The following is a 20,978-nucleotide window of genomic DNA, read 5'->3' on the forward strand; positions in this document are numbered from 1 at the left end:
TACATAAAGTGACCAATCCAGGCAGCTGATACATGGATTGTAGGTAATGCAAAATTGCAGGCCCCTAGGTTAGGGCTATACCGATAGATGCTATTCATCTATCCGCAGCAAAGAGAACTGAAGAGCCTCCACCTGGATAAGGGCAGCTCAAAATATACTAAGTGCAACCATGATATAAGTTAAGTGATGCTTGCATCACATCCTTAGTGCAACCTTGTTGATGTGGCTACATAAATCTATAGAATTGAAGGTTATGCTGGAATTAACACACCATAAAGAAGGTTAAATATGGCAAGAAATAAAAAATACAGACCACATCATCATATTGGTGTAAAAGCCAAAAGTGAGCTTCGCGCCCCCCCAACACAGCATAAAAAAGAAGACATTAAAATAAATGATGATATGTTCGCTGATGATAATAAAGTGGAGCAACCAACTAAAATCAAACGTGTTTTGCGAGGAAGTAAAACCGACAATAATAAAGATAAAAATAGTAAAATAAAAACAACAGAAAGGCCATATTCAATATACGACTGTGATAAAGAATGGCTCCTCGCTGCACAGCGAACTAGAAAGAATCCACATCTGGCAATTAGACATGAAGGGCTTAGTAAGAATGGATTGCAGATTGAGAACGACACACCTATCGGTCATTTTATTGAAAATAATAAGTCTAGCGAAGTAACTTACTATCAAAAAATTATAGCAACTGAAGATTACAGTAACTTCGAACATATTTATAATATATTGTTATTTATTTCATCTGTTAGGGAATATAGCTACCATGAACAATTTAAAATTGGGAGGCAATTTAAAAACAACAATCGATTAGAATTAACCGTTCAGGATGAGGTTAATCTAAATAAAGCACTTGTGTATAGTGCTCAGCAGAAAGTAGAAATAAAAAATAAAATAAGAATTTTGTTGAGGTCAAACGTAAATAACATTCTCAATAACCAGGATTATCTTGAACACTTTGATGTGCATCCCGCAGTATCTATATTCATAAAGATAGTAAATGAGAATGGCATTGACATCACATATAGAGATGATTTTGAAGAGTATTTCTCAATCGATCTGATGACCGCTTTCATCAATAAATTCAATGCAACCTATAACTCTCCACATTATAAAGAAGAGGTTTCTAAAAGACTTTACAATGTAAGAAAGAATATAAACTCTATCACTGACTTCATAAATAGAAAGGTCGATGGCGATTCTACGCATGTGATAAGGTGCTGTTTAGGATTTAACTGCATTTTCGATGATGGATATGATTCAAAATATGAAAAAGAAATTTATGAAATCTATAAAAGCCCTAACTCCTTATACTATTACAAGCTAACAAAGCTATTTGATGGCAGAGATGCAATATTTAGGCGAGGAGCAAAAAAACCAGTTATGAAGTATATAGATGGGTATATTTGGAAAGTCGATTATTGCTCAATAAGGAAGTATTATCTTCATCTATTTTTATTTTTAAAACCAGACTGGGGGAAGAGCTTTGATATCGTAGAAGAGATCGGTAACATGTGGAGAAGCAATGTAATCAACGGTGATGTTTTTAAATATAGCGGTGAAATAGACAACTTCCCAATTAAAAATAAAAGCGGTCGTGACATGCTGGCTAAATCTTTAAACGACTTATTCATTCAGGACATATTGGCTTATGCGATAGTGCGCAAGCCTAATGAAAAACATCTTCGTTCATTTGGAAAAAGTGGAAATAATAAAAGCACTGACAACCCATTACAGAAAATAATTAAATCAACACCAGTGAAGATATAGCGCAATATGATGATGATCTATTCGCTATAAATTGGCCATCTGGTTTAAACACTCCATGAGGGTATGATATGAATAAAAATGGAGGTTACGCTCAGTGTAACCTCCATAGGCAAAGTCTAAAACTAGAGACTTAATAAACCCTATCCAACTTGTAGATGCACAATATTGTCAGCCGTTTTTTCTGATGGTTTAAAAATTCATCCCCATAACTCCAGCGCCATTTTTTGTTCCGGTAACCGAACTGTATGAACATAGTGAGCCATGCCTCCGGGTAAGGCATGACCTAATATCTGCTCCACAACATGAGCGGCGATCCCAGCCTCATTTAGCCGGGTAGCTAAGCTCCGTCGCTCCAAGGGAGTAGTATGCCCGATCCGTTTCCAAATCCCTCTTTCCCACTGACTGACAGCCTCTGGTCACTTGAGCTTCCTAGCAAGTATGAGGGTGACTGTGCGGCAGCTGCTTTCAGCAAGGCGTCTATCGTCGGCCGAATAAAATCAGGTATTGGTCTCACGATTTTATTACCTGTTTTTGATTTGGATGCAGGTACTGTCTATGTACCTTCGGCTAGATTCCATTCTTCGGGAGCTGATAGCCGATCTTCTTGAGTTCTTGCACCGAACGACAACAGAATCTTGGCCAAACTTCCGTAGTAGCAATATGGACCTAGCTTCTCAGCCCACTCCCATAGTGTTAGCAGCAGTGGGAAAGTGATCCACCGATGGGTCAGAATCCGACTGCTGTTGACACTCGAAGACTACCTCACCAAGAAAGAGGCTCTCACCGGCAGCCTGTTTGGCAAGCTGAGAGATTAGGAGTGGGGAGGATGTGTGGATCACCTGATCGCTAAGCTGCAAAGTCATGTGGAGTAACTCATGAATCAACCCTACCTGCTACTATGGCTGGAGGGGCCGCTACAAAGCTGGGGGCACGATTCCCGCTTTGGACGGCGTGAGACCCTGAACTTCCCGACCAAGTCCTGGGTCCTCGGGATGGTCTGCCCTGCCCTGGGGATTGGTGGCCCCAGACATCCCTACTCGCCCATTTTGCTGCTCTCGATATGCAGGTCCACAGCTTTGCCCGTTGTCACCAGAACGGGGAGCTGGCTCCCCGCGAGCCTTTGTTGCGCGAGACGACGCTGACGCGAAGTGAGCAATGGGAAGAAGGACAGTAGCTGTTGAAAGGCTTGGGTATCCATGATGGAGACCCTCAAGGTGATGACCTACTTCAAGGTTATCCTTTCAACAAATAATTGGGACAGCGCTATTAATAACGCCTTGTGATGCAAAAAGATCGCAGAGGCAACGAGCCGGGCGAGAGCGGCCCACCCGGGATCAGCGCTCCAGCAGGGGAGCAGAGCGGTAGCTCCAGAGCCCATAGGTGCGCAGGGCGTCGCGGTAGATGCCGAGCAGCTCGCTGTCGCTCACCTTGGCAAGCTCGGAGAGCGACTTGTCGGGATAGCTGACGCTGTCTATCCGGATCCCGGCCGGCCCACTCTGCCAGCAGGCGATCTCAAGCAATGTTTGGCCCCGGCGCACATGGCTGGCGGAGCTCACCAGGGTGGCGTACTCGATCTGGTGGCGGGCGAGGGCATAGCCGCTGTAGAGGGCGTTCTCCACCGTGCTGGTGGCGTAGTTCTCCTCGATGATGCGGGAGCGATCGATCCCCTTTTTAACCAGCCAGTCGGCCATCAGCTTGCCCTCGGTCTGACGGTTCTGGGGCACGCCGCCGGTCAGGATGATGAGGGCCGCCGGGTTGGCCTTGGCCAGCGCTCGGGTGGTTTCCAGCCGGCCCAGCAGGATGTCGTGCATGGAGCCGTCGGGATTGAGGGCATAACCCAGGGTGACGATGGCCCGGTTGCCCGGCTTGGGTGAGCGCTCCCCCTGCTCCTTGAGCGGGGTGGCGATGACGCGCTCGACCGTATCGAAGATGCGCTGCAGATCGGCGGCCCGGCCCGGGTTCAGGCTGGCCAGCTTGCTCTGATACCCCTTGGCGGCGGCCTCGTTGTGCTTGAAGGTCTGCCAGGTGGCGAGGTAGCTCAGCAGGTCGATGTCATCGGGCGCGGTGCTGAGGGCCTGCTCGAACAGGCCGATGGCCTTGTCCACGTTGCCGTTGTAGATCTGGGCGTTGGCCGCCGAGATGAGCAGGTCGGTGCGATAGGGCTCGAGCTGGTAGGCCTGCAGCAGCAGCTCGGTCACCTGCTCCATGTTGCTCGGCATCTTGGCGGTGAAGCCGGCGGTGGAAATGCGGGCGGGGGATTTGAAGATCTGCCAGGCGTCCGCCAGCAGCTGATCCACCACCTGGCGCTTGCTGATGTACTGGTCGTAATTCTGCTCCTTTTGCAGGGAGCGTACCGGGGCAGCCCAGGCTGCGGAAGGGAGCACGGCAGGCAGTGTCAGCAGGCCGGCCAGCGTCAGGGCAATCGCGGTTCTTTTCATCATGATGGCGTTCCACCGAAGGTTGATGGCACCAGGCCATTCCAGGACCATGGGGCTTTTTCAATAAAAACATAAGCTTGGTGATTGGCCAGTGTACCGCGTCGTGGCGTGAAAAAACGTGAACCGCTTCGGTTATCCGGGGAAGGGGGCGGCGCCTGCCGCATCTGGAGGTTGTAAGGAGTGCTTTCCCTGTGGGTTTGCTCAGTTGCGGCGCAATCCTGCCGCATTTTGGGTAAGGCTCACCGTTGCCGTGAAAAAGTTGGCTGGGCCAATCGTTTTACCGCTTTTTCTGTGACGGCGATCACTGTACCATCGCCGCCCGACCTGCCACCCGGCCGCAGTTCCCCCTGCGTCCTGGTTGGCGTCACCCGATACTCGCCGTCACCCGGAACGTGAATGACCCCAGGATGGGACCCGCCACTAACCTGTAGGTTTGTGGTCTGCGTGTCGCGGGGTCGGCACCTCTCCCGCCCGCTCCCTGCGATGCCTGTCTGCAGACTTGCCGTATGAAACTTCTCTCTTCATAGGTGCAAGATGACGCTGTTATTGAGTCTGGTCGGTATGCTGGCCCTGATGTTTATCGCCTGGCTGGCCAGTGAAAACCGCCGTGCCATCCGCTGGCGGACCGTGCTCGGGGCCCTCGCCCTGCAAACCGGCTTTGCCGCCCTGGTGCTCTACTTCCCCCCCGGTCAAATCATGCTCGGCGCCATGAGCAACGGCGTCTCCGCCCTGCTCGGCTTTGCCGACAGCGGCATCCGCTTCGTGTTTGGCGATCTGGCCAGCAACGGCTTCATCTTCGCCGTGCGGGTACTGCCGCTGGTGATCTTCATCAGCGCGCTGATCGCCGTGCTCTATCACTTCGGCATCATGCAGTGGGTGATCCGGGTGCTGGGGGGCGGCATTCACCGCCTGCTCGGCACCAGCCGCGCCGAATCCCTGGTGGCCACCGGCAACATCTTCCTCTCGCAAGGGGAATCGCCGTTGCTTATTCGCCCCTTCCTGGCCGGCATGACCCGCTCCGAGCTGTTTGCGGTGATGACCTGCGGCATGGCCTCGGTGGCTGGCTCGGTGCTGGGCGGTTACGCCGGTCTGGGTGTGGATCTGAAATACCTGATCGCCGCCTCCTTCATGGCGGCGCCGGGTGGCCTCTTGATGGCGAAACTCTTGGTGCCGGAGCAGCAGCAGGTGCGCGAGCAGGCCGAGATCACCCTCGACAAGAGCGACTACAGCAACGCCATCGACGCCCTGGCGGGCGGCGCCATGAGCGGCATGAAGATCGCGGTGGCCATCGGCACTATCCTGCTGGCCTTTGTCAGCGTCATCACCATGATCAACGCCGGTCTCACCACGGTGGGCGAGTGGTTCGGCTGGGCCAATCTCTCCCTGCAGCAGCTGCTGGGCTATCTGTTTGCCCCGGTGGCCTGGCTCATTGGCGTGCCGGCCAGCGAGATGATGGCGGCAGGATCCTTGATCGGCCAGAAGGTGATCATGAACGAGTTCGTCGCCTACCTGGACTTTGCCAACATCAAGCAGGATCTCAGCGCCCATACCCAGATCATCATCACCTTCGCCCTCTGTGGTTTTGCCAACCTGGGCTCCATTGCGGTGCAGCTTGGTTCCATCGGCACCATGGCGCCGGAGCGCCGCCACGACGTGGCGAGCCTCGGCTTCAAGGCGGTGCTGGCGGCAACCCTGGCCAACCTGATGAGCGCCACCCTGGCGGGGCTGTTCGCCTCCCTCGGCTAAGCGACCCTTGCCCCCATGTACACCCCGTCTCACCACTGGCGCGGCGGGGTGTCGTCCATCTGGCGCCAGCCATTGACGCCTCGGCACGGCGTGGGCTCGACAGGGGCGGGCACAGGCGGTAGCGTGATGGCGCACGGCCAGTCCGTGCCCGTTCAGGCATTCATATAACAAGGAATCACACCATGACCCGTCTCTCGCGCGCATTGGCGCTCTCCCTGCTGCTGGTCGGCGCCGTACCGGCGTTTGCCGCCGCCACCTATACCTCGGATCTGCTGCTGTCGGCGGACTTCAAGGCCCCCTGGGCCAAGGCGACTCAGGGCATCAAGAACCTGCCCAAGTGGGTGCGCAGCGGCAACGGCACCAGCTCCCCGCTCGAAGCCGTGGCCGGCACCCCGTATCAGAGCGGCTCGGTCTGCAAACCTCACGACTGCGCCAGCCACTACATGCAGCTGCTGGTGGATGCCAAGGCCAAGCGGGTGTGGGGCGTGCTGATCGATCTGCCAGATAGCGACGCCGCCCGCGAAACCCCGTCCAAGTTCGCCCGCTACACCTGGCTCGGCCAGCCGGACAAGGGGATGCAGGCCGCCCTGATGAAGCAGGTTGAGGCCGACCCCAACTGGCAGTAAGCCTCGAAAAGCAAAAACCTCTGCCCAGGCAGAGGTTTTTTTATGGCGAAGAGGTGATGGGGCCAGGCGCTAGCGGCTCAGGATCCGCACCGAGCGGATGCGGTTGTTGAAGTCGGTCGCCTCCTGCTCGCCGCCCTTGCGGGTATAGTAGCCACCGCGAAAGTCGGTCTCCTCGAAGAAGCGCACCACCCAGCCAGCCGGTACGGTGAAGGAGGAGATGCGGTTGGCAAAGCCGTAGCGACCGAGATCCGCAATATCCCGGTCGATGCGCAGGGAGTCGCCGCTCTGATGGGCGCCGTCGAATACCAGCAGGGTGCTGGCGTCGTCCCCTTCGTCCAAGCGGGTTGTCAGGCAGCTCGCCTTGGCCGCCTCGCAAAACAGGCTGTTGTTGCCTTGGCCCTGCTGACAGCGGCGGCTCACCTTCTGGCGCGCCAGCCACTCGCTGCGCCCCGCATCGGCATAGACGCTGTTGAAGGGGGTCAGGGTACAGACGTGGATACGCCCGCCGTCATTGCTTTGGCCGTTCACCACGATCTGGGGATTGATAAGGATATCGGCGTGGGCCGCTGTGCTCAGGGTCAACAGCGCCAGCAGGACAAACAGCTTGTTCATGGATGAGATCTTGCCAGTTCAAGGGGCGGCAAGGATTGCCGAGACGCCGCCTTGATGCAAGAGAGATCGGCGCCTGCTGCGACACTCCTTGCCCGCCACAGGCGTCAAGATGAAAGGCCCAAAGCAGAACACCGGCACAAGGCCGGTGTTCTGAACAGCATGGCGGCGGGCCCAGCGCGGGGCGCGCGGTCAGGGCGGCTTAGGCGTAGAAGGCCTCGACGGTGCCCTTGACGGTGATCAGCATGGGGTTGCCATAGCGATCCTTGGCCTTGGGGGAGGGGATCTTCACCCAACCTTCGCTGATGCAGTACTCCTCGACATTGGTGCGCTCCTTGCCGTTCACGCGAATGCCGATCTCGTGCTGGAAGCACTCCGCCACATGGTGCGGGCTGCGCGGGTTGGCCGCCAGGCGGTCGGGCAGGGCCGGTTTGTTGTCGCTCATGGTCATTACCTGTTGTGGATGCAAAGTGCGCCATTGTAGACAATGGCCCCGCCGGGCTCAAGGCAGCGTCGGCGCAGCCTTGAGAATCTGTGATGAGGTCGGTCAGGAGGAGCGCCAAACCGTGGTCCTGCCATAGGCAGTGCCAGCCAGAGTGACAAGAAACATGACGACATAGCTCCAGAGCGGCGGGTCGAAATAGAGATCCTCCGGCAGGCTGCAAAGATAGAGGAAGGTGGCCGCCAGAAACGGTTTTAACAGAAGCTGGATAAGAGTTCTTATCATGGGGCGATTCACTTATTGGATGCGAAATATGGAGGATCAGGCGCTTGTCGCTAGCCTTTCGCTACGTTAATCAGCCATTCCAGTTGGTATTATTCAACGATGGGTCATTTTCTTCCGGCACTCTACTCTGTCACGTGCGTGTTATTTTGCGATTCCGGCCTGACGGGGAGTTGCCTTGTCACTCCGGTAGTTGAGATAACCATGCGACAAACCATTCAGCAGGCATGGAGGCAGACTCTTTATTCAACGCAACGTGGATATCCCAGTTCGTTTCTACCTCCGCGAGTATGGGCATCACGGCATCAATATCTGCGGGGGCATCTATATCAGCGAATGTGTTCCAGAAAGCCTCACACCAGTGAGCAATGGACTCATGATGGTGAGGTGTACTTTCTGGATGGGCGCCCCATGTCAACACCTGTTTTACATTGTCTGGCGTAAATGCCAGCTGTATTTCATCGGGCATATTGCTTTACCTGCAACATCAAAGTCGTTTGCGCAATGCAGAAAAATAAGGGGCAACACAGTACGTTAGTTCGCGCAGTGGTCCTGCCGCTGTGCCTGTAGAGGCTTGTTGTGCATGCAGACGAAAACGGGATGGCTCTCTTTTCTCACATGGCCCCAGACCCGGATACCACGCTCCAGCATGGTAAATTTGACACCGGCCTGGCTCGCAATATGAATCGCTTCATCCGTGAAATCTTCAATGTCCGGTGCCAGCAATGCCCCTCTGGAGTGAGCCTGGTATGCCAGGACGTCCAGGAACTCCATGGCCCAGAAGTTGCCCCAATATTGGGCCAGTTCTGGTGTATAGCTCTTACCATCTTCTGGAAATGTGGAACCATCCAGATCCGTTCGCCGGTATTGGAAGAACCTGTTGCTCTGATGCAGCAACGCAAAAAGACTATTCCATTTGGAATTGTTCGAAACAGACGTCATGCCTGCCTTGATAACATACTCTTTGACTGGCTCTCTATGTCGAATGTCCATCATTATCCTCCAGATCGAATGACACCTTGCCAGGGAAATCTACGCCGCCGTGTCGTGACAAGACCCACTAAAACCAGATATTGGTTTGATAAACGACAGGTGTTGTAGATCACCTGTCAAGCGCCATTTTTATAACGCGGTCAAGCAGTTCTTCGTCCTCATACAGCTCGCGGTACGCGGTGAAAGAGAGGTTGCCTTCATTGTACTGTTTTTCAAAGAATATTTTTAAGCGCCATTCGTCGGGATCTGGCTTGTTGAAATCAAAGTCTATTCCACCGACAGAAGCAGTTCGGTATATATCGACACCAACACCATGAGTACGATAGACCCAATGAGTCCCTGGTATGGTCATTCTTCCCCTATGCTTTGGCTCCAATATTTCCTCTGCGGAGGCCAGATGAAAAACACGCACAAGCAGCTCTTCAGCCCACTTCCTTTGTGCATACCATAGCGGAATAAGGTTTTTGATTTTTTCAAGATTATCCATTTTGCCCTCTCAGATTCTATGTTATGGCGTTTTATATCCAGCGGCGGCAACATATCTAGCGGTCGACATGGATAACAGAAATTTGTTCTGCGGCACATTCTGTGTTTGGGATTTGGCTGCAATATTACCCGACCATCTTGGCAAGATGGGGATTTTCAATTCAGACCAGTGAAGGCTATGAACGTCTTGAATGACAGGCAGACAAGACAGGAGTGATCATGGGAACAGCCGCTCATAAAGCTCTTGTTCAAATGGCATGCCAAATGGACTGGCAGTCACCAGATTCTTGCTGTAGCCATGTTTGTTTCCCTGTGCAATAAACCCCAGTGGAGTACCCTTGACCAACAGGGCGACGGAATGACCGTCAGGCGCCCAACGCAGCTCAATATCGCTTTCGAGGGGGGCATCACCTTCACTACCAGGAACAACAAACTTGAGGATTGCCGGCGGTGCGTTGTTGCCGCAGTACTCATTTAGATGTTCAGGGGATGGTACCGTATTGAGCAGCCAACAGTCCGCTGCAGGGTAATCAGACCCGGAGTCTGTCATGTAGAGCCAGACCGAAGTCCCTTCATCAGCAAGAATGGCCGCCTTATGGGAAACAGGATGTCTTTCGGATAAAAAAAGGGGGTTCATTTTTGATGAGCCTCAGATTGAGAGCATGATTGCACCATCAGATACCGGGCCCGTACCGGAATATCTGAATATGCCTGATTGAAATATACTCATGAAGATGGATTTATTGCATTTATAGGCGGCATGGATTGTGATGAAAAAAGGATGTTTGTACTTGCTAAAAATTACCGGATCTTAATTCGTAAATTGAATAGATATTGGTCAAGTACAAGTCCCACTGTGTTTCGGCCTCGGTGAGGCTCGGAAGTAGTTTCTCAATTTCAGGCTCCGCATCGACCTCAAGGTACTGGCACCAAAACCGATCACACCACTCCGCGATTGCCTTATAAGAGTAAGGATAAGACTCGGGCATCGCTCCCCACTTCAGCATTTGAATCGTGGCCTCCTTCGTGAAAGGTATCTCCACTGGCTGTCTCACGTTAACTTCGCTTGTCCTCTATTTATACTGCATAACGTTTTGTTAAGGTACAGGCTTTAGCCTGTCCCTGCGAGCAATTTGAACCATTTGTTAGGCCTCTTATATCCTGGATAAAAAAAACACATAAACCATTCTTTATGAATAGATGAATCATTAGTTTCTGTTTATACATTCTTTACTTCCCCGTTACTGTTAACGGTAGGATTTTTTTTGCAGATTTTGAGCGTGATTATTTTTATGGTGGTTCTAATATTTTTCAAGCAGAATCTTTAATAAATCCTTGGGAATCTATAGCTTTATTTATAAAAGCATGTTGAGCTTCACGTAAGCTGCTAACATTAGCTCCACCTTCATAATCAGGGTCTGAGTTTTGTACCAAGTCATCTTCCCAGCCACAAAGCTCACAAATATCGAACGTACCTATAGCAGGCTCATCCAAAGTTTTATAGCCACAGCAAGGGCAGGTATATTTCAACAGTCTCTCCATAATGTATAACGATCAAAGCAGCTACGCGGTACGCGTCGGCTGACTTTGCTTGTTATGTTTTTAATGCCACCCCAACGTTGAGGTAGTATTGGATAATTAGTTCCCAGCGTTGTTCAGCTGCTTGCGAAAACTCTTCGCGCTAGTCAGTACATTCACTAAAATATTCATCCGATGTAAAACACAAAAACGTATCTATTTCATTCGCTTCGAAGTCGACGCCAAAGCTTTCAAAGTGCTTTCGATAATTATCAATAATTTTCAGCGAGTTGAAATCACCTGCAAGCTTTAGAGCCCTTAAGACTAGAGGATACAATTCCATACTGTATGTAAAAAAATGATCCCAGCCCTCCATATCCGCTATTGATTCTAAGTACGCCACCGCGAAAATGGGCCACTCTTGTTCCGAAAGGTTGGTTTCATCGCCAATCCCTTTATCAAGTATTTCATCAACAGTTAGAGATTTCATAGCACCTCAAACATAATGTCCGCATTTGCGGAAAATAGAAGCGAAGCGGAAATTTGTCCGAAGCATGCGCTTGTTATACATTTAAAGACACTACCTTATTTTCCCTAACGAATTTATGTAAGAGCTCAGTAAGATTGTCTTCATATATGTAGAGTTCGGTATCTAAACTTTCTAAATCTGCTTCATAGTTTTCATCACCTTCATAACGTGCAAGTTGCTTCCATTTTTTATCTCGGCCTAACGAGGGTTTAGACTCTGAAAAACAGCGTATTTCCTTTTCAAGTAATCCATAAGAATGGATGGCATTGACTTTTGAGCCCCGCTAAAATCTCTAAACAATGGTCGCCAAGTGAATTAAAAAATAGCTGGTCAAAGCCGCCGTTGTGGACTTCACCATCAAAATACCACAGCAAATAAACTAACTGTGCTTCTGGGTTGATTCATTCTAGATATTCAGTATTTCCATCACTGCCTGTAAAAACTATTTCATGGCAGGCATGGAAGACATCAAATGCCGGCTCTTCATTATCTGAAAAGTCTGAGAAGTGCATGGGCATAACAGTGATTAGATAGAAGGCGGCACTAATCCGATAGCAGTGCCTTCCATATAACTCCGCTTTGCCTCTGACACTTGAACGTATTCGCTTGGCTTCTTCGTCGGTGATGGCAAGCGTCGGCATGGCTACCGCCCCTGAGTTTCAGCCCCCAGTTCGCTGCTTTTCATCCGTGAGCTAGCAACAATCGCTTTCATGGCGTTCTTCCGAGAGGTTGATTGTCATTCGGGTATCTTAAGGGGGAGGGGGCGCGTTGAGAAGCATGTTTTGGTGGGAATCTGTTTTGGATCAATACATTAGTCATTAAGGCGTGGGCTGATTGAGCATCTTGCTTGGCTGGAAATGCACGCTCCCCTCACCCCAGCCCTCTCCCAAGGGGAGAGGGAGCATATCTGTTGTTAGACGGGGCTGTGGCTGGCACGGTGTTGATCCCCCTCTTGTTTGCTGAGGCGAGGCCTCTTGTCCAGGCCGCGAGGCAGGATGCCGAGCGAGCGGCGCTGGGCCATGGACGGCCCATCGGCGCGTGCCATTGGACAAGAGGGTGAGCTGAAGGAGCCCGACGTCAGTCGGGCGAATAAGCGGGGGTGGCCTTTCTTTTGGTGACTTTTCTTTGGCCACGCAAAGGAAAGTCACTCGCCCACGCCAGAAGGGCGGGCGAAACCTTGTCGAGGGCGAAGCACTCGCATCTTGCGCAGTGAAGCCGAGCCATCATATCCAATCCGTGAACGTCCAGATACGCTGAGCTATTAGAACCTACGGACTGTTTGGCCGCGCCAGGGGACAAACAGTCTTGATATAATTGTTAGGTCATAAATCAAGGGAATAGCTTTTAGGGAAGCATTTCAACTGAGGGTGGTGGAATTATCGGAAGTGACAATTCAGCAGGCAACTCAGGAAATACCATAGCGGCTACTTCAGGATTCTTCAAGCCTGCTCCATCTGCAAAGCTCCAATTTTTTCCTTGGTCATCCGAATACGCCAGTATATATCCATCACCTACAGTCCTAACCTTTTCCGATTTCAAGGTAAGAATAGTTGGGAAGACCACATATATAAACTTACCGCTATAAACTGCTTTAGTTGCTGGTTTTACCAAATATTCTGATAATTCCATCCCTTGCTCTTTGATGCCAGCAAATGCTGCTCTGGTCATTTCTATTGCCTTATTCCGCCCGCCCATAAGTTGAACTGGCGTGGGGTGCATATTAGAGATAACAAACTCATAGTCGCCTGAAAATATTGCTGTACCTATTTTCTTTGCAATCATCTCGGCATGCTTAATTTCTGGGCGTTCAAGGTTCCCAGAGAATGCAGGATGAGCGAACATTAGTAGTATTAAAAGTTGGAAAATAAATTTCATAGTCGTCTCCAAACTCGAGTTTTGGCCTCACAGTGATTAGATAGAAATTGGTACTAATTCGATAGCAGAATCTTCCATATAGCTCCGCACAGCCCTGATAGTTACCACTAAAAAATCAAATTAAATAAAAATATTACCAGTCTGCCTATGATATTTGAACGTATTCGCTTGGCCTCCTTTTTTTGCCCTATACCTTACCACTGTCAAATAAGGAACCGTCCATGGCAAGTGCATGTAAAGCTACCGTCCTCCCCCAGTTAGCTGCTTTTCAGCCACGAGATAGCAACAATCGCTTCCATGACATGTTCCCGAGAGATAGATTGTCGTTTGGTTATTTTAAGGGGCCGGATTGAGACATGGAAAGAGGGAGTTGATAGAAATCTGAGCTGGTTCAACCAATTAGTGAAGGTTGTTGATTAAGTGAGCTGTTGGGTTAATGGGGGGGGGGGGAATTCCCCTCACCCTCTCCCAAGGGGAGAGGGGACAAAGACGCTGGGAGCGGCAACAAGCAAAAAATAGAAAGGGAGCCTATCAGGCTCCCTTTTTGCAGACATGGTCAATGGCATGTGACCCATGCCGCCCCTTATCGATTGGTCGCCGCCTTCATCCCTTCCACAAACTCTTTCAGACGGTTCAGCATATGCTCCGGATTCTGGTGGTGGGTCTCGATGATCTTCACCACGGCGGAGCCGGAGATGGCACCGGCGGCGCCAGCGGCAATCGCTTCACGTACCTGAGTCGGCTCGCTGATGCCAAAGCCGAGCAGGGCAGGGGGAGCATTGAACTCGCGCAGGGTATTGATGAGGCCCTCCACCGGCATGCCGGCCTTGGTCTCGGCACCGGTGACGCCAGCGCGGCTCACCAGATAGGTGTAACCATTACCCAGCTCCGCCACCTGTTGCAGGGTCTCGGCGTCGCCATTGGGCGGAGCGATAAAGATGCTGTCGATACCGCACTTGTCGGCAGCCGCCTTGTAGGGGGCGCACATCTGCACCGGCACGTCGGCGACCAGCACCGAGTCTACGCCCGCCTGCTGGCACTTCTCGTAGAAGCCGTCAATTTTGCGCACATAGACCAGGTTGGCGTAGACCAGCAGGCCAATGGGCAGCTGCGGGTACTTGGCGCGGATACGGCCTAGCAGCTCGAAGCAGTCGTCCGGGGTGGTGTGGCTGGCAAATGCCCGCAGGGCGGCGCCCTGAATGGTGGGGCCGTCCGCCACCGGATCGGAGAAGGGAATGCCGAGCTCGAGGGCATCGGCGCCCCCTGCGACCAGCGCATCGACGATGGCCAGCGACAATTCGGGGGTGGGGTCACCCAGCATCACGAACGGCACAAAGGCGCCCTGATTGGCCTTGTCCAGACGGGAGAAGAGTTGTGCGTAACGGTTCATGACAAGGTTCCTTCTTTCTCGAAAATGTCGGCAACAGTGAAGATATCTTTGTCGCCACGGCCGGAGAGGTTGACGATGAGCACCTGCTCTTTTTCCGGTTCACTGCGGGCCATCTTGAGGGCATGGGCCAGCGCGTGGGAGGACTCCAGCGCCGGGATGATGCCTTCGGATTTGGCCAGCTCCTGGAAGGCGTCCAGCGCCTCCTTGTCGGTCACCGAGGGGTACTCGGCGCGGCCGATGGCGGCCAGGTGGGCGTGCTGCGGGCCGACGGAGGGGAAGTCCAGCCCCGCCGAGACGGAGTAGGACTCCTGAATTTGACCCTGGGTGTCCTGCATCAGGTAGGAGTGCATGCCAAAGAAGACCCCCTTGCTGCCGTGACCGAGCGGCGCACCGTGCTCGCCGCTCTCGATGCCATGACCACCCGGCTCGACACCGATGAGGCGCACCGACGGCTCATCGATAAAGTCGGCAAACATGCCGATGGCGTTCGACCCGCCGCCGACGCAGGCGATCACCGCATCGGGCAGCCGCTCTTCCTTTTCGAAGCACTGGGCCTTGGCCTCTTCGCCGATCATCTTCTGGAACTCCCGCACGATAGTGGGGAAGGGGTGCGGGCCGGCGGCGGTACCGAGCAGGTAGTGGGCCGACTCGTAGTTGGCAGCCCAGTCGCGCAGCGCCTCGTTGCAGGCATCTTTGAGGGTGCTGGAACCGGAGTGCACCGGGATCACGGTGGCGCCCATCAGCTTCATGCGAAAGACGTTGGGCTTCTGGCGCTCGCAATCCTTGGCACCCATATAGACCCGGCACTTGAGGCCGAGCAGAGCGCAGGCCAGCGCGGTGGCCACACCATGCTGACCGGCACCGGTCTCGGCGATGATCTCGCTCTTGCCCATCCGCTTGGCCAGCAGCGCCTGACCCAGTACCTGGTTGGTCTTGTGGGCGCCGCCGTGCAGCAGGTCCTCACGCTTCAGATAGAGGCGGGTCTTGGTGCCCTTGGTCAGATTGCGAGTCAGGGTGAGCGGGGTCGGGCGACCGGCATACTCGGTCAGCAGGGTCTGAAATTCGGCGATAAAGGCCGGATCATCCTTGGCATCGACAAAGGCCTTCTCCAGCTGGAGCAGGGCGGGGATGAGGATCTGGGGCACGTACATGCCGCCAAATTCACCAAAAAACGGGTTGAGCAGGGTCATGGTTTCTTCCTTATACCTTGAGTCGAAAACGGAACATCAATTACGAAACAGTGATTCAGTAGTGGCCTCACAGGGCGCGCTTACAGTTGGCGCAGGGCGGCAAACGCGGCCGCCAGCTTGTGCGCATCCTTCTGGCCCGGGGCACTCTCCACCCCGGAGTTGAAATCAAGGCCGAGGCAGCCCACTTGCGCGGCTTGCAGGGCGTTGTCGGGGTTAAGGCCGCCCGCCAGCATCAGCTTGGCTTTATCGAGATGGGCCAGCAGGGCCCAGTCGAACGCCTGACCGGTGCCGCCGCTCTGGCTGCCGACCGCAGTTTTCACGACAGTATCCAGCAGCAGGCGATCGGCCGGGTAGTCGAGGGCGGGCAGCGGCTCGCCACTTTCCTTGCCAAGAGAGACGCCGACGGCCTTCCAGATCTGGCAGCCAGCCGGCAGCAGTACTCGCAGGCCCTCGATATAGGCGGCATCTTCATCCCCGTGCAGTTGCACCGCGGCGAGGCCAAGCGCTTCCACCGTCTTGGCGATGGTGGCGGGCTGGGCATTGCGAAATACCCCGACATAGGCGAGCGGCGCGCCCGCCATCACGGCGCGGGCGGCAGGGATGTCCACATAACGCGGGCTTTTGGCTACAAAGATAAGACCCCCGAATACCGCGCCCGCCTGATGGGCAGCGGCGGCATCCTCGGCGCGGGTGAGGCCGCACACCTTGTTCTGGCCCAGAGTGAGCTTGCGCACCGCAGCCTCCAGATCCGGCTCGGCCATCAGGGACGAGCCCACCAGAAAGCCCTTGGCATGGTGGCGCAGATCCGCCACCTGGGCGCGGTGGTTGATGCCGGACTCGCTGATCACTACCCGATCGCTTGGAATGTCTTTGGCCAGCTGCTTGGTGCGGGCGAGGTCGACGCTCAAGTCGCGCAGATCCCGGTTGTTGATGCCAATCACCGGCGCCCCCAGCGCGATGGCGCGGGTCAGCTCCTCCTCGTTGCTCACCTCGGTGAGCACGCCAAGGCCCAGCTCCTTGGCGACCGCGAACAGGGCGCGATAGCCCTCGTCGGTGAGCACCGAGAGCATCAGCAGGATGGCGTCCGCCTGATAGTGGCGGGCCAGATAGACCTGATAGGGGTCAATCATGAAATCCTTGCAGAGCACCGGCTGCTGAACACGGCTGCGAACCCGCGGCAGGAAGGCGAAATCCCCCTGAAAGAACTTCTCGTCGGTCAGCACCGAGATGGCGGTGGCGTATTTGCCATAGATGTCGGCGATGGCCTCCGGGCTGAAGTCGTCGCGGATCAAGCCCTTGGAGGGGGAGGCCTTCTTGCACTCCAGAATAAAGCGGGTGGAGCCCGCCTTGAGCGCCCCGACGAAATCCCGATCGCTGGGGGTGAGCGTGCTCTGGAAGCTCTCCAGCGGCTGGGCCAGCTTGCGGGCGGCAACCCACTCCTGCTTGGCCGCCACGATCTTGCCGAGGATGGTCTGGCTGATGGAGGCCATGTTCAGAAAAGCATGGGGGGCAATAAGGTCTGACATCTCGTTATCCTTGCGAAGCTGGCTATTGCCCTGCGGGCGTACTGAATGACTGCTGTGCAGAGTCGTGGCTGACATCATGCCTCCTGATGACTCAAGGTGGCCAGCCGAGCGGCGAGCTCCGCCGTCTTGCCGCTTGCCAGCACCGCCAGCACCTCGGCCGCCGCGCTCTTGAGATCTTTCGCCTTGCCTGCCATCAGCAGCAGCGGTGCCACGTTAGCGGCAATGGCGGCGTTGTGGGCCGGGGTGCCACGCCCTTCCAGAATGGCGGCGGTGATGGCGCGGTTCTCTTCAGGCTCACCGCCCTGAATGGCGCTGACCGGGTAGGTCTCCAGGCCAAAGTCAGCCGGGGTTAACAGAAACTCGCGGATCTCTCCGTCACGGATCTGGGCCACCTGGGTCGGGCCGTGGATGGCAATCTCATCCAGCCCGGCGCCGTGCACCACCATACCGGTTTTCAGCCCCAGAGCCAGCAGGGTTTCGGCGATGGGGCGCACCAGCTCGGGGGCATAGACTCCCATCAGCTGATAGGTGGGGCGAGCGGGGTTGATAAGCGGCCCCAGCACGTTGAACAGGGTGCGGGTCTTGAGGGCCTGACGCACCGGCATGGCGTGGCGCACCCCGGCGTGATACTGGGGGGCGAACAAAAAGCAGATGCCGAGCTCGTCCAGGCAGCGGCGCGCCTGCGCCGGGCTCATGTCGAGCTTGATGCCCATCTTGTCCAGCAGATCGCTCGAACCCGACTTGCTCGAGACCGAGCGGTTGCCGTGCTTGGCCACTTTCAGGCCGCAGGCGGCGGCGACCAGCGCCGAGGTGGTGGAGACGTTGATGGTGTTGAGGCCATCGCCACCGGTGCCGACGATGTCGCAGAACTCATAGTCCGGACGCGGGAAGTCACGCGCTTCTGCCAAGAGGGCCTCGGCGGCGCCGGCGATCTCCTCCGGGGTCTCCCCCTTGATCTTGAGGGCGGTCAAGAGACTGGCGAGCACGATGGGATCCACTTCGCCACGTACCACCTGGCCGAAGGCGTCGCGGGTACTTTCACGGCTCAGAGACTGACCCTGATAGAGGGTGTTGAGATGATGATGCATGTTGGTCTCCTTACCTTACCGCACGCTGCTTTCTGGACGGGTGATATGGGCGAGCGCCTGGGTCAGCAGACGGGCCCCTTCCGAGGTCATGATGGATTCCGGGTGGAACTGGAAACCCAGCACCCGTTCATCCTGCTGCTCGATGGCCATGGGCATGCCTTGATAGTGGGCAATCACCGTCAGCTCTTCCGGCACATAGGTGGCGACCAGCGAGTGGTAGCGGGCCACCGGCAGCGGGCTTGGTAGACCGGCGAAGGCGCCGTGGCCGTTGTGCTCAATCAGCGAACGCTTGCCGTGGACGATCTCGCCCGCCGCGCCGACGGTGCCGCCGTAGGCTTCGCACAGGGCCTGATGGCCGAGACAAATGCCGAGGATGGGTACTTGACCGCGGGCCAGCTTGATGAGGTCGATGAGGCAACCCGCTTCATGGGGGGCGCCCGGCCCCGGCGAGAGCACCAGCACGGCGTCCCCTTCGCAGGCGGCGATCTCGCTCATGATGCGGCTGGCCGGCAGGCTGTTGCGGTAGATCCGCACCGGATAACCGAGGGAGCGGAACTGGTCGACGAGGTTGTACGTGAAAGAGTCGAAGTTATCGAGCAGGAAGATGTTAGTCATGGCTCACGTCCTTATGTTGCTCCTGCTGGGCGCTCAGGGCTTGCAGGGAGGTGCCATGGCTGGCTGCGATGGCGGCCAGCACGGCCGCCGCCTTGGCGCGGGTCTCGTCCGCCTCGGCCTGGGGCTTGGAGTCATAGACCACGCCGGCACCGGCCTGCACATGGGCCACGCCCTCTTTGACAAAGGCGGAGCGGATCACGATGCAGGTATCCATCTCGCCGGCGCCGTTGATGTAGCCGACCGCGCCGCCGTAGCTGCCGCGGCGCTTGCCTTCCACCATGCGAATGAGCTCGCTGGCGCGGATCTTGGGGGCGCCGGTGAGGGTGCCCATGTTCATGCAGGCCTGATAGGCGTGCAGGGCATCGAGATCCGAGCGAAGAGTGCCGACCACCTTGGAGACCAGATGCATCACGTGGCTGTAGCGATCCACTTTCAGCAGCTCCTTGACGTAGCGGGTGCCGGGCTCGGAGATGCGGGCGATGTCGTTGCGGCCCAGATCCACCAGCATCAGGTGCTCGGCCACCTCTTTCTCGTCCTGACGCAGTTCCAGCTCGATGCGGCCGTCGAGATCCCGGTTGATGCTGCCATCGGGGTTGAAGCCGCGGCGGCGGGTACCGGCAATGGGGTACATCTCCACGTCGCGGCTGGTGGCGCAGAATTTCACCGCGCTCTCCGGCGAGGCGCCAAACAGGGTGAAGCCCTCATCCTGCACGTAGAACATGTAGGGGCTGGGGTTGGTCTGTTTGAGGCGGCGATAGGCGGCGACGGGGCTGGGGCAGGGCAGGGAGAAGCAGCGGGACGGCACCACCTGGAAGATGTCACCGCGGCGAATGAAGCCCTTGAGCTTCTCCACCTCGGCGCAGAACTGCTTGTCGCTCTTGTCCACGCTCATGCCGCCGGCGAGGGCCGGGGTGGCCGGGGCCTGCGCGGGGGCTTGCTGGCAGGCGTGCTTGAACTGGGCGAGGCGCTCGCTCAGGCGGTGGTATCTGTCTTCCACCCGGCTCTCGTCGCTGTCGCCGCCAAAGATGCAGGCAAGCAGCGCAGTGGAACGTGCGATGTGGTCGATGGTGATCAGGGTCTCGGCCACGTAGAAGCAGTAGTCGGGGCAGTCGTTGCTCCCCTCCGGTACCTCTGGCAGATCCTCGAAGGAGGCGATGAGGTCGTAGGCGAAGCTGCCGGCCATAAACAGGGCTTCTTTACCGAGTTGGCAATCGAGCTCCCGCTGCAGGGTGCGCAGCACGTCCAGCACGCTGATCCCCTTGAGACGGCTGTCTTCATCCTGCTCCCGATCGGATGCCGGGAAGTCGAGCTGCAACTCTCCGGCCACCATGCTCTGGGCAACGGCGGCGGGCAGACGCTCGGCCAGCAGGCTCTGCAGCTGGGCGCCGTTGTCGTTCAGGCTGCGCACCCGCACGGTGCGGCCACGGCACTCGATGCGCAGGCAGGCGTCCACCAGCAGCAGGCTCTGTTTGCCGGCCTTGGAGTCGATCTCGACCGATTCGAGCAGCAGGTTGTTGGGGCGACCCTGGCAAAGCTCGCTGTAGAGTGCCAGCGGATCGGCCACGTAGGGGGCGTTGAGGGTGAGGGTATCGAATTCACCCAGAGGAAGGCGATGGCTGGCTGTCATAGTGCGTTCCCTTGCGTGTGATGCTGTTTACCGATGTTCATGACGTTGAATTCCTTGAAAATTTAATGGGTCTGGGGTGGCTGGTTCAGGGGCGCCATCGCCAGGTCAGGTTGCTTGTCTGAATTCTCGGTTTCATCACAGGTCCATTTGCCGGATAATAAAAAAGCCCGCTGGGGTCAGCGGGCTTTTTCTTTGGGTTCTTTATTTGCT

23 protein-coding genes are annotated in these 20,978 nt (G+C 55.3%); 4 read left to right on the forward strand and 19 right to left on the reverse strand.

The annotated features are described in order from the left end of the window. Positions 1–288: 288 nt before the first annotated feature. Both OKC44_RS05310 and cas5 read left to right on the forward strand, forming a co-directional pair. Complete coding sequence (locus OKC44_RS05310) at positions 289–1,788, forward strand: histone-like nucleoid structuring protein (protein WP_239991373.1); 1,500 nt, start codon at positions 289–291, stop codon at positions 1,786–1,788. 875 nt (positions 1,789–2,663) lie between these two features. Beyond that, positions 2,664–2,930, forward strand: coding sequence for a CRISPR-associated protein Cas5 (cas5, locus tag OKC44_RS05315; protein ID WP_222850622.1), 267 nt, complete (start codon positions 2,664–2,666; stop codon positions 2,928–2,930). 192 nt (positions 2,931–3,122) lie between these two features. On the opposite strand, the gene OKC44_RS05320 is transcribed toward cas5, so the two are convergent. After that, positions 3,123–4,277 carry an ElyC/SanA/YdcF family protein gene (locus OKC44_RS05320; RefSeq protein WP_211090001.1) on the reverse strand — a complete coding sequence of 385 codons (1,155 nt, stop codon included), beginning with the start codon at positions 4,275–4,277 and terminating at the stop codon, positions 3,123–3,125. Between the two features lie 483 nt (positions 4,278–4,760). Between OKC44_RS05320 and OKC44_RS05325 the strand changes: the two genes are divergently transcribed. Both OKC44_RS05325 and OKC44_RS05330 read left to right on the forward strand, forming a co-directional pair. Beyond that, a complete protein-coding gene (locus OKC44_RS05325; RefSeq protein ID WP_101613917.1) occupies positions 4,761–5,972 on the forward strand; it encodes a NupC/NupG family nucleoside CNT transporter in 1,212 nt (403 codons plus the stop codon). Positions 5,973–6,154: 182 nt separating this feature from the next. Beyond that, a complete protein-coding gene (locus OKC44_RS05330) occupies positions 6,155–6,598 on the forward strand; it encodes an inhibitor of vertebrate lysozyme family protein (RefSeq protein WP_101613918.1) in 444 nt (147 codons plus the stop codon). A gap of 69 nt (positions 6,599–6,667) precedes the next feature. Here OKC44_RS05330 and OKC44_RS05335 read toward each other — a convergent pair whose 3' ends face one another. From OKC44_RS05335 to OKC44_RS05415, 18 genes are all read right to left on the reverse strand, one after another. Next, entirely contained in the window at positions 6,668–7,210 is a 543-nt protein-coding gene (locus OKC44_RS05335) for a beta/gamma crystallin-related protein (RefSeq protein ID WP_101613919.1), read from the reverse strand. 199 nt (positions 7,211–7,409) lie between these two features. Then, positions 7,410–7,652, reverse strand: coding sequence for a DUF3297 family protein (locus tag OKC44_RS05340; protein ID WP_005302916.1), 243 nt, complete (start codon positions 7,650–7,652; stop codon positions 7,410–7,412). 102 nt (positions 7,653–7,754) lie between these two features. Beyond that, positions 7,755–7,934, reverse strand: coding sequence for a hypothetical protein (locus OKC44_RS05345; protein WP_101613920.1), 180 nt, complete (start codon positions 7,932–7,934; stop codon positions 7,755–7,757). A 178-nt stretch (positions 7,935–8,112) separates the two neighbouring features. Continuing rightward, entirely contained in the window at positions 8,113–8,400 is a 288-nt protein-coding gene (locus OKC44_RS05350; protein ID WP_101613921.1) for a hypothetical protein, read from the reverse strand. A gap of 65 nt (positions 8,401–8,465) precedes the next feature. Further along, complete coding sequence (locus tag OKC44_RS05355) at positions 8,466–8,927, reverse strand: DUF6678 family protein (RefSeq protein ID WP_101613922.1); 462 nt, start codon at positions 8,925–8,927, stop codon at positions 8,466–8,468. Between the two features lie 106 nt (positions 8,928–9,033). Continuing rightward, a complete protein-coding gene (locus OKC44_RS05360) occupies positions 9,034–9,411 on the reverse strand; it encodes a DUF6896 domain-containing protein (protein ID WP_101613923.1) in 378 nt (125 codons plus the stop codon). A gap of 216 nt (positions 9,412–9,627) precedes the next feature. After that, positions 9,628–10,047, reverse strand: coding sequence for a hypothetical protein (locus tag OKC44_RS05365; protein WP_144034704.1), 420 nt, complete (start codon positions 10,045–10,047; stop codon positions 9,628–9,630). A 674-nt stretch (positions 10,048–10,721) separates the two neighbouring features. Then, positions 10,722–10,940: a CPCC family cysteine-rich protein gene (locus tag OKC44_RS05370; protein WP_101613924.1), complete on the reverse strand. Its 219-nt coding sequence runs from the start codon at positions 10,938–10,940 to the stop codon at positions 10,722–10,724. Positions 10,941–11,091: 151 nt separating this feature from the next. Further along, on the reverse strand, positions 11,092–11,418 hold the full coding sequence (locus OKC44_RS05375) for a DMP19 family protein (protein ID WP_101613925.1): 327 nt from the start codon (positions 11,416–11,418) through the stop codon (positions 11,092–11,094). Between the two features lie 278 nt (positions 11,419–11,696). Further along, the gene (locus tag OKC44_RS22180; protein ID WP_353736700.1) at positions 11,697–11,858 is read right to left on the reverse strand and encodes a DMP19 family protein; all 162 of its coding nucleotides are present in this window, start codon (positions 11,856–11,858) and stop codon (positions 11,697–11,699) included. Further along, positions 11,859–12,098, reverse strand: coding sequence for a hypothetical protein (locus tag OKC44_RS05380; RefSeq protein WP_201355644.1), 240 nt, complete (start codon positions 12,096–12,098; stop codon positions 11,859–11,861). It lies immediately after the preceding gene. Positions 12,099–12,801: 703 nt separating this feature from the next. Continuing rightward, on the reverse strand, positions 12,802–13,332 hold the full coding sequence (locus tag OKC44_RS05385; RefSeq protein ID WP_148248293.1) for a hypothetical protein: 531 nt from the start codon (positions 13,330–13,332) through the stop codon (positions 12,802–12,804). 583 nt (positions 13,333–13,915) lie between these two features. After that, positions 13,916–14,722, reverse strand: a complete 807-nt coding sequence (gene trpA / locus OKC44_RS05390; RefSeq protein ID WP_201355645.1) for a tryptophan synthase subunit alpha — start codon at positions 14,720–14,722, stop codon at positions 13,916–13,918. Beyond that, positions 14,719–15,912: a tryptophan synthase subunit beta gene (gene trpB / locus OKC44_RS05395; RefSeq protein ID WP_011706727.1), complete on the reverse strand. Its 1,194-nt coding sequence runs from the start codon at positions 15,910–15,912 to the stop codon at positions 14,719–14,721. Before trpB ends, trpA begins: the two co-directional genes overlap by 4 nt. An 80-nt stretch (positions 15,913–15,992) precedes the next feature. Further along, positions 15,993–17,513, reverse strand: coding sequence for a bifunctional indole-3-glycerol-phosphate synthase TrpC/phosphoribosylanthranilate isomerase TrpF (trpCF, locus tag OKC44_RS05400; RefSeq protein WP_201355646.1), 1,521 nt, complete (start codon positions 17,511–17,513; stop codon positions 15,993–15,995). Continuing rightward, positions 17,513–18,526, reverse strand: a complete 1,014-nt coding sequence (gene trpD / locus OKC44_RS05405) for an anthranilate phosphoribosyltransferase (RefSeq protein ID WP_005302896.1) — start codon at positions 18,524–18,526, stop codon at positions 17,513–17,515. The genes trpCF and trpD overlap by 1 nt, the downstream gene beginning before the upstream one ends. Before the next feature lie 15 nt (positions 18,527–18,541). After that, complete coding sequence (locus tag OKC44_RS05410) at positions 18,542–19,141, reverse strand: aminodeoxychorismate/anthranilate synthase component II (protein ID WP_005359135.1); 600 nt, start codon at positions 19,139–19,141, stop codon at positions 18,542–18,544. Beyond that, positions 19,134–20,768 (reverse strand): anthranilate synthase component 1, encoded by a 1,635-nt coding sequence (locus tag OKC44_RS05415; RefSeq protein ID WP_101613927.1) that lies wholly within the window; start codon positions 20,766–20,768, stop codon positions 19,134–19,136. The genes OKC44_RS05410 and OKC44_RS05415 overlap by 8 nt, the downstream gene beginning before the upstream one ends. Positions 20,769–20,978: the final 210 nt, after the last annotated feature.

This window comes from Aeromonas sp. S41-2 (genome assembly GCF_027705845.1).
In the GTDB taxonomy this organism is placed as follows: domain Bacteria; phylum Pseudomonadota; class Gammaproteobacteria; order Enterobacterales; family Aeromonadaceae; genus Aeromonas; species Aeromonas hydrophila.

Bases quoted from the DNA above. Each gene is read 5' to 3' on its own strand.
- OKC44_RS05410 (WP_005359135.1), bottom strand. From the start codon at position 19,141: ATGACTAACATCTTCCTGCTCGATAACTTCGACTCTTTCACGTACAAC.
- cas5 (WP_222850622.1), top strand. From the start codon at position 2,664: ATGAATCAACCCTACCTGCTACTATGGCTGGAGGGGCCGCTACAAAGC.
- OKC44_RS05310 (WP_239991373.1), top strand. From the start codon at position 289: ATGGCAAGAAATAAAAAATACAGACCACATCATCATATTGGTGTAAAA.
- OKC44_RS05380 (WP_201355644.1), bottom strand. From the start codon at position 12,098: ATGCCGACGCTTGCCATCACCGACGAAGAAGCCAAGCGAATACGTTCA.
- trpD (WP_005302896.1), bottom strand. From the start codon at position 18,526: ATGCATCATCATCTCAACACCCTCTATCAGGGTCAGTCTCTGAGCCGT.
- OKC44_RS05360 (WP_101613923.1), bottom strand. From the start codon at position 9,411: ATGGATAATCTTGAAAAAATCAAAAACCTTATTCCGCTATGGTATGCA.
- trpA (WP_201355645.1), bottom strand. From the start codon at position 14,722: ATGAACCGTTACGCACAACTCTTCTCCCGTCTGGACAAGGCCAATCAG.
- OKC44_RS05325 (WP_101613917.1), top strand. From the start codon at position 4,761: ATGACGCTGTTATTGAGTCTGGTCGGTATGCTGGCCCTGATGTTTATC.
- OKC44_RS05340 (WP_005302916.1), bottom strand. From the start codon at position 7,652: ATGAGCGACAACAAACCGGCCCTGCCCGACCGCCTGGCGGCCAACCCG.
- OKC44_RS05320 (WP_211090001.1), bottom strand. From the start codon at position 4,277: ATGGTCCTGGAATGGCCTGGTGCCATCAACCTTCGGTGGAACGCCATC.
- trpB (WP_011706727.1), bottom strand. From the start codon at position 15,912: ATGACCCTGCTCAACCCGTTTTTTGGTGAATTTGGCGGCATGTACGTG.
- OKC44_RS05335 (WP_101613919.1), bottom strand. From the start codon at position 7,210: ATGAACAAGCTGTTTGTCCTGCTGGCGCTGTTGACCCTGAGCACAGCG.
- OKC44_RS05355 (WP_101613922.1), bottom strand. From the start codon at position 8,927: ATGATGGACATTCGACATAGAGAGCCAGTCAAAGAGTATGTTATCAAG.
- OKC44_RS05375 (WP_101613925.1), bottom strand. From the start codon at position 11,418: ATGAAATCTCTAACTGTTGATGAAATACTTGATAAAGGGATTGGCGAT.
- trpCF (WP_201355646.1), bottom strand. From the start codon at position 17,513: ATGTCAGCCACGACTCTGCACAGCAGTCATTCAGTACGCCCGCAGGGC.
- OKC44_RS05415 (WP_101613927.1), bottom strand. From the start codon at position 20,768: ATGACAGCCAGCCATCGCCTTCCTCTGGGTGAATTCGATACCCTCACC.
- OKC44_RS05350 (WP_101613921.1), bottom strand. From the start codon at position 8,400: ATGCCCGATGAAATACAGCTGGCATTTACGCCAGACAATGTAAAACAG.
- OKC44_RS05330 (WP_101613918.1), top strand. From the start codon at position 6,155: ATGACCCGTCTCTCGCGCGCATTGGCGCTCTCCCTGCTGCTGGTCGGC.
- OKC44_RS05385 (WP_148248293.1), bottom strand. From the start codon at position 13,332: ATGAAATTTATTTTCCAACTTTTAATACTACTAATGTTCGCTCATCCT.
- OKC44_RS05345 (WP_101613920.1), bottom strand. From the start codon at position 7,934: ATGATAAGAACTCTTATCCAGCTTCTGTTAAAACCGTTTCTGGCGGCC.
- OKC44_RS05365 (WP_144034704.1), bottom strand. From the start codon at position 10,047: ATGAACCCCCTTTTTTTATCCGAAAGACATCCTGTTTCCCATAAGGCG.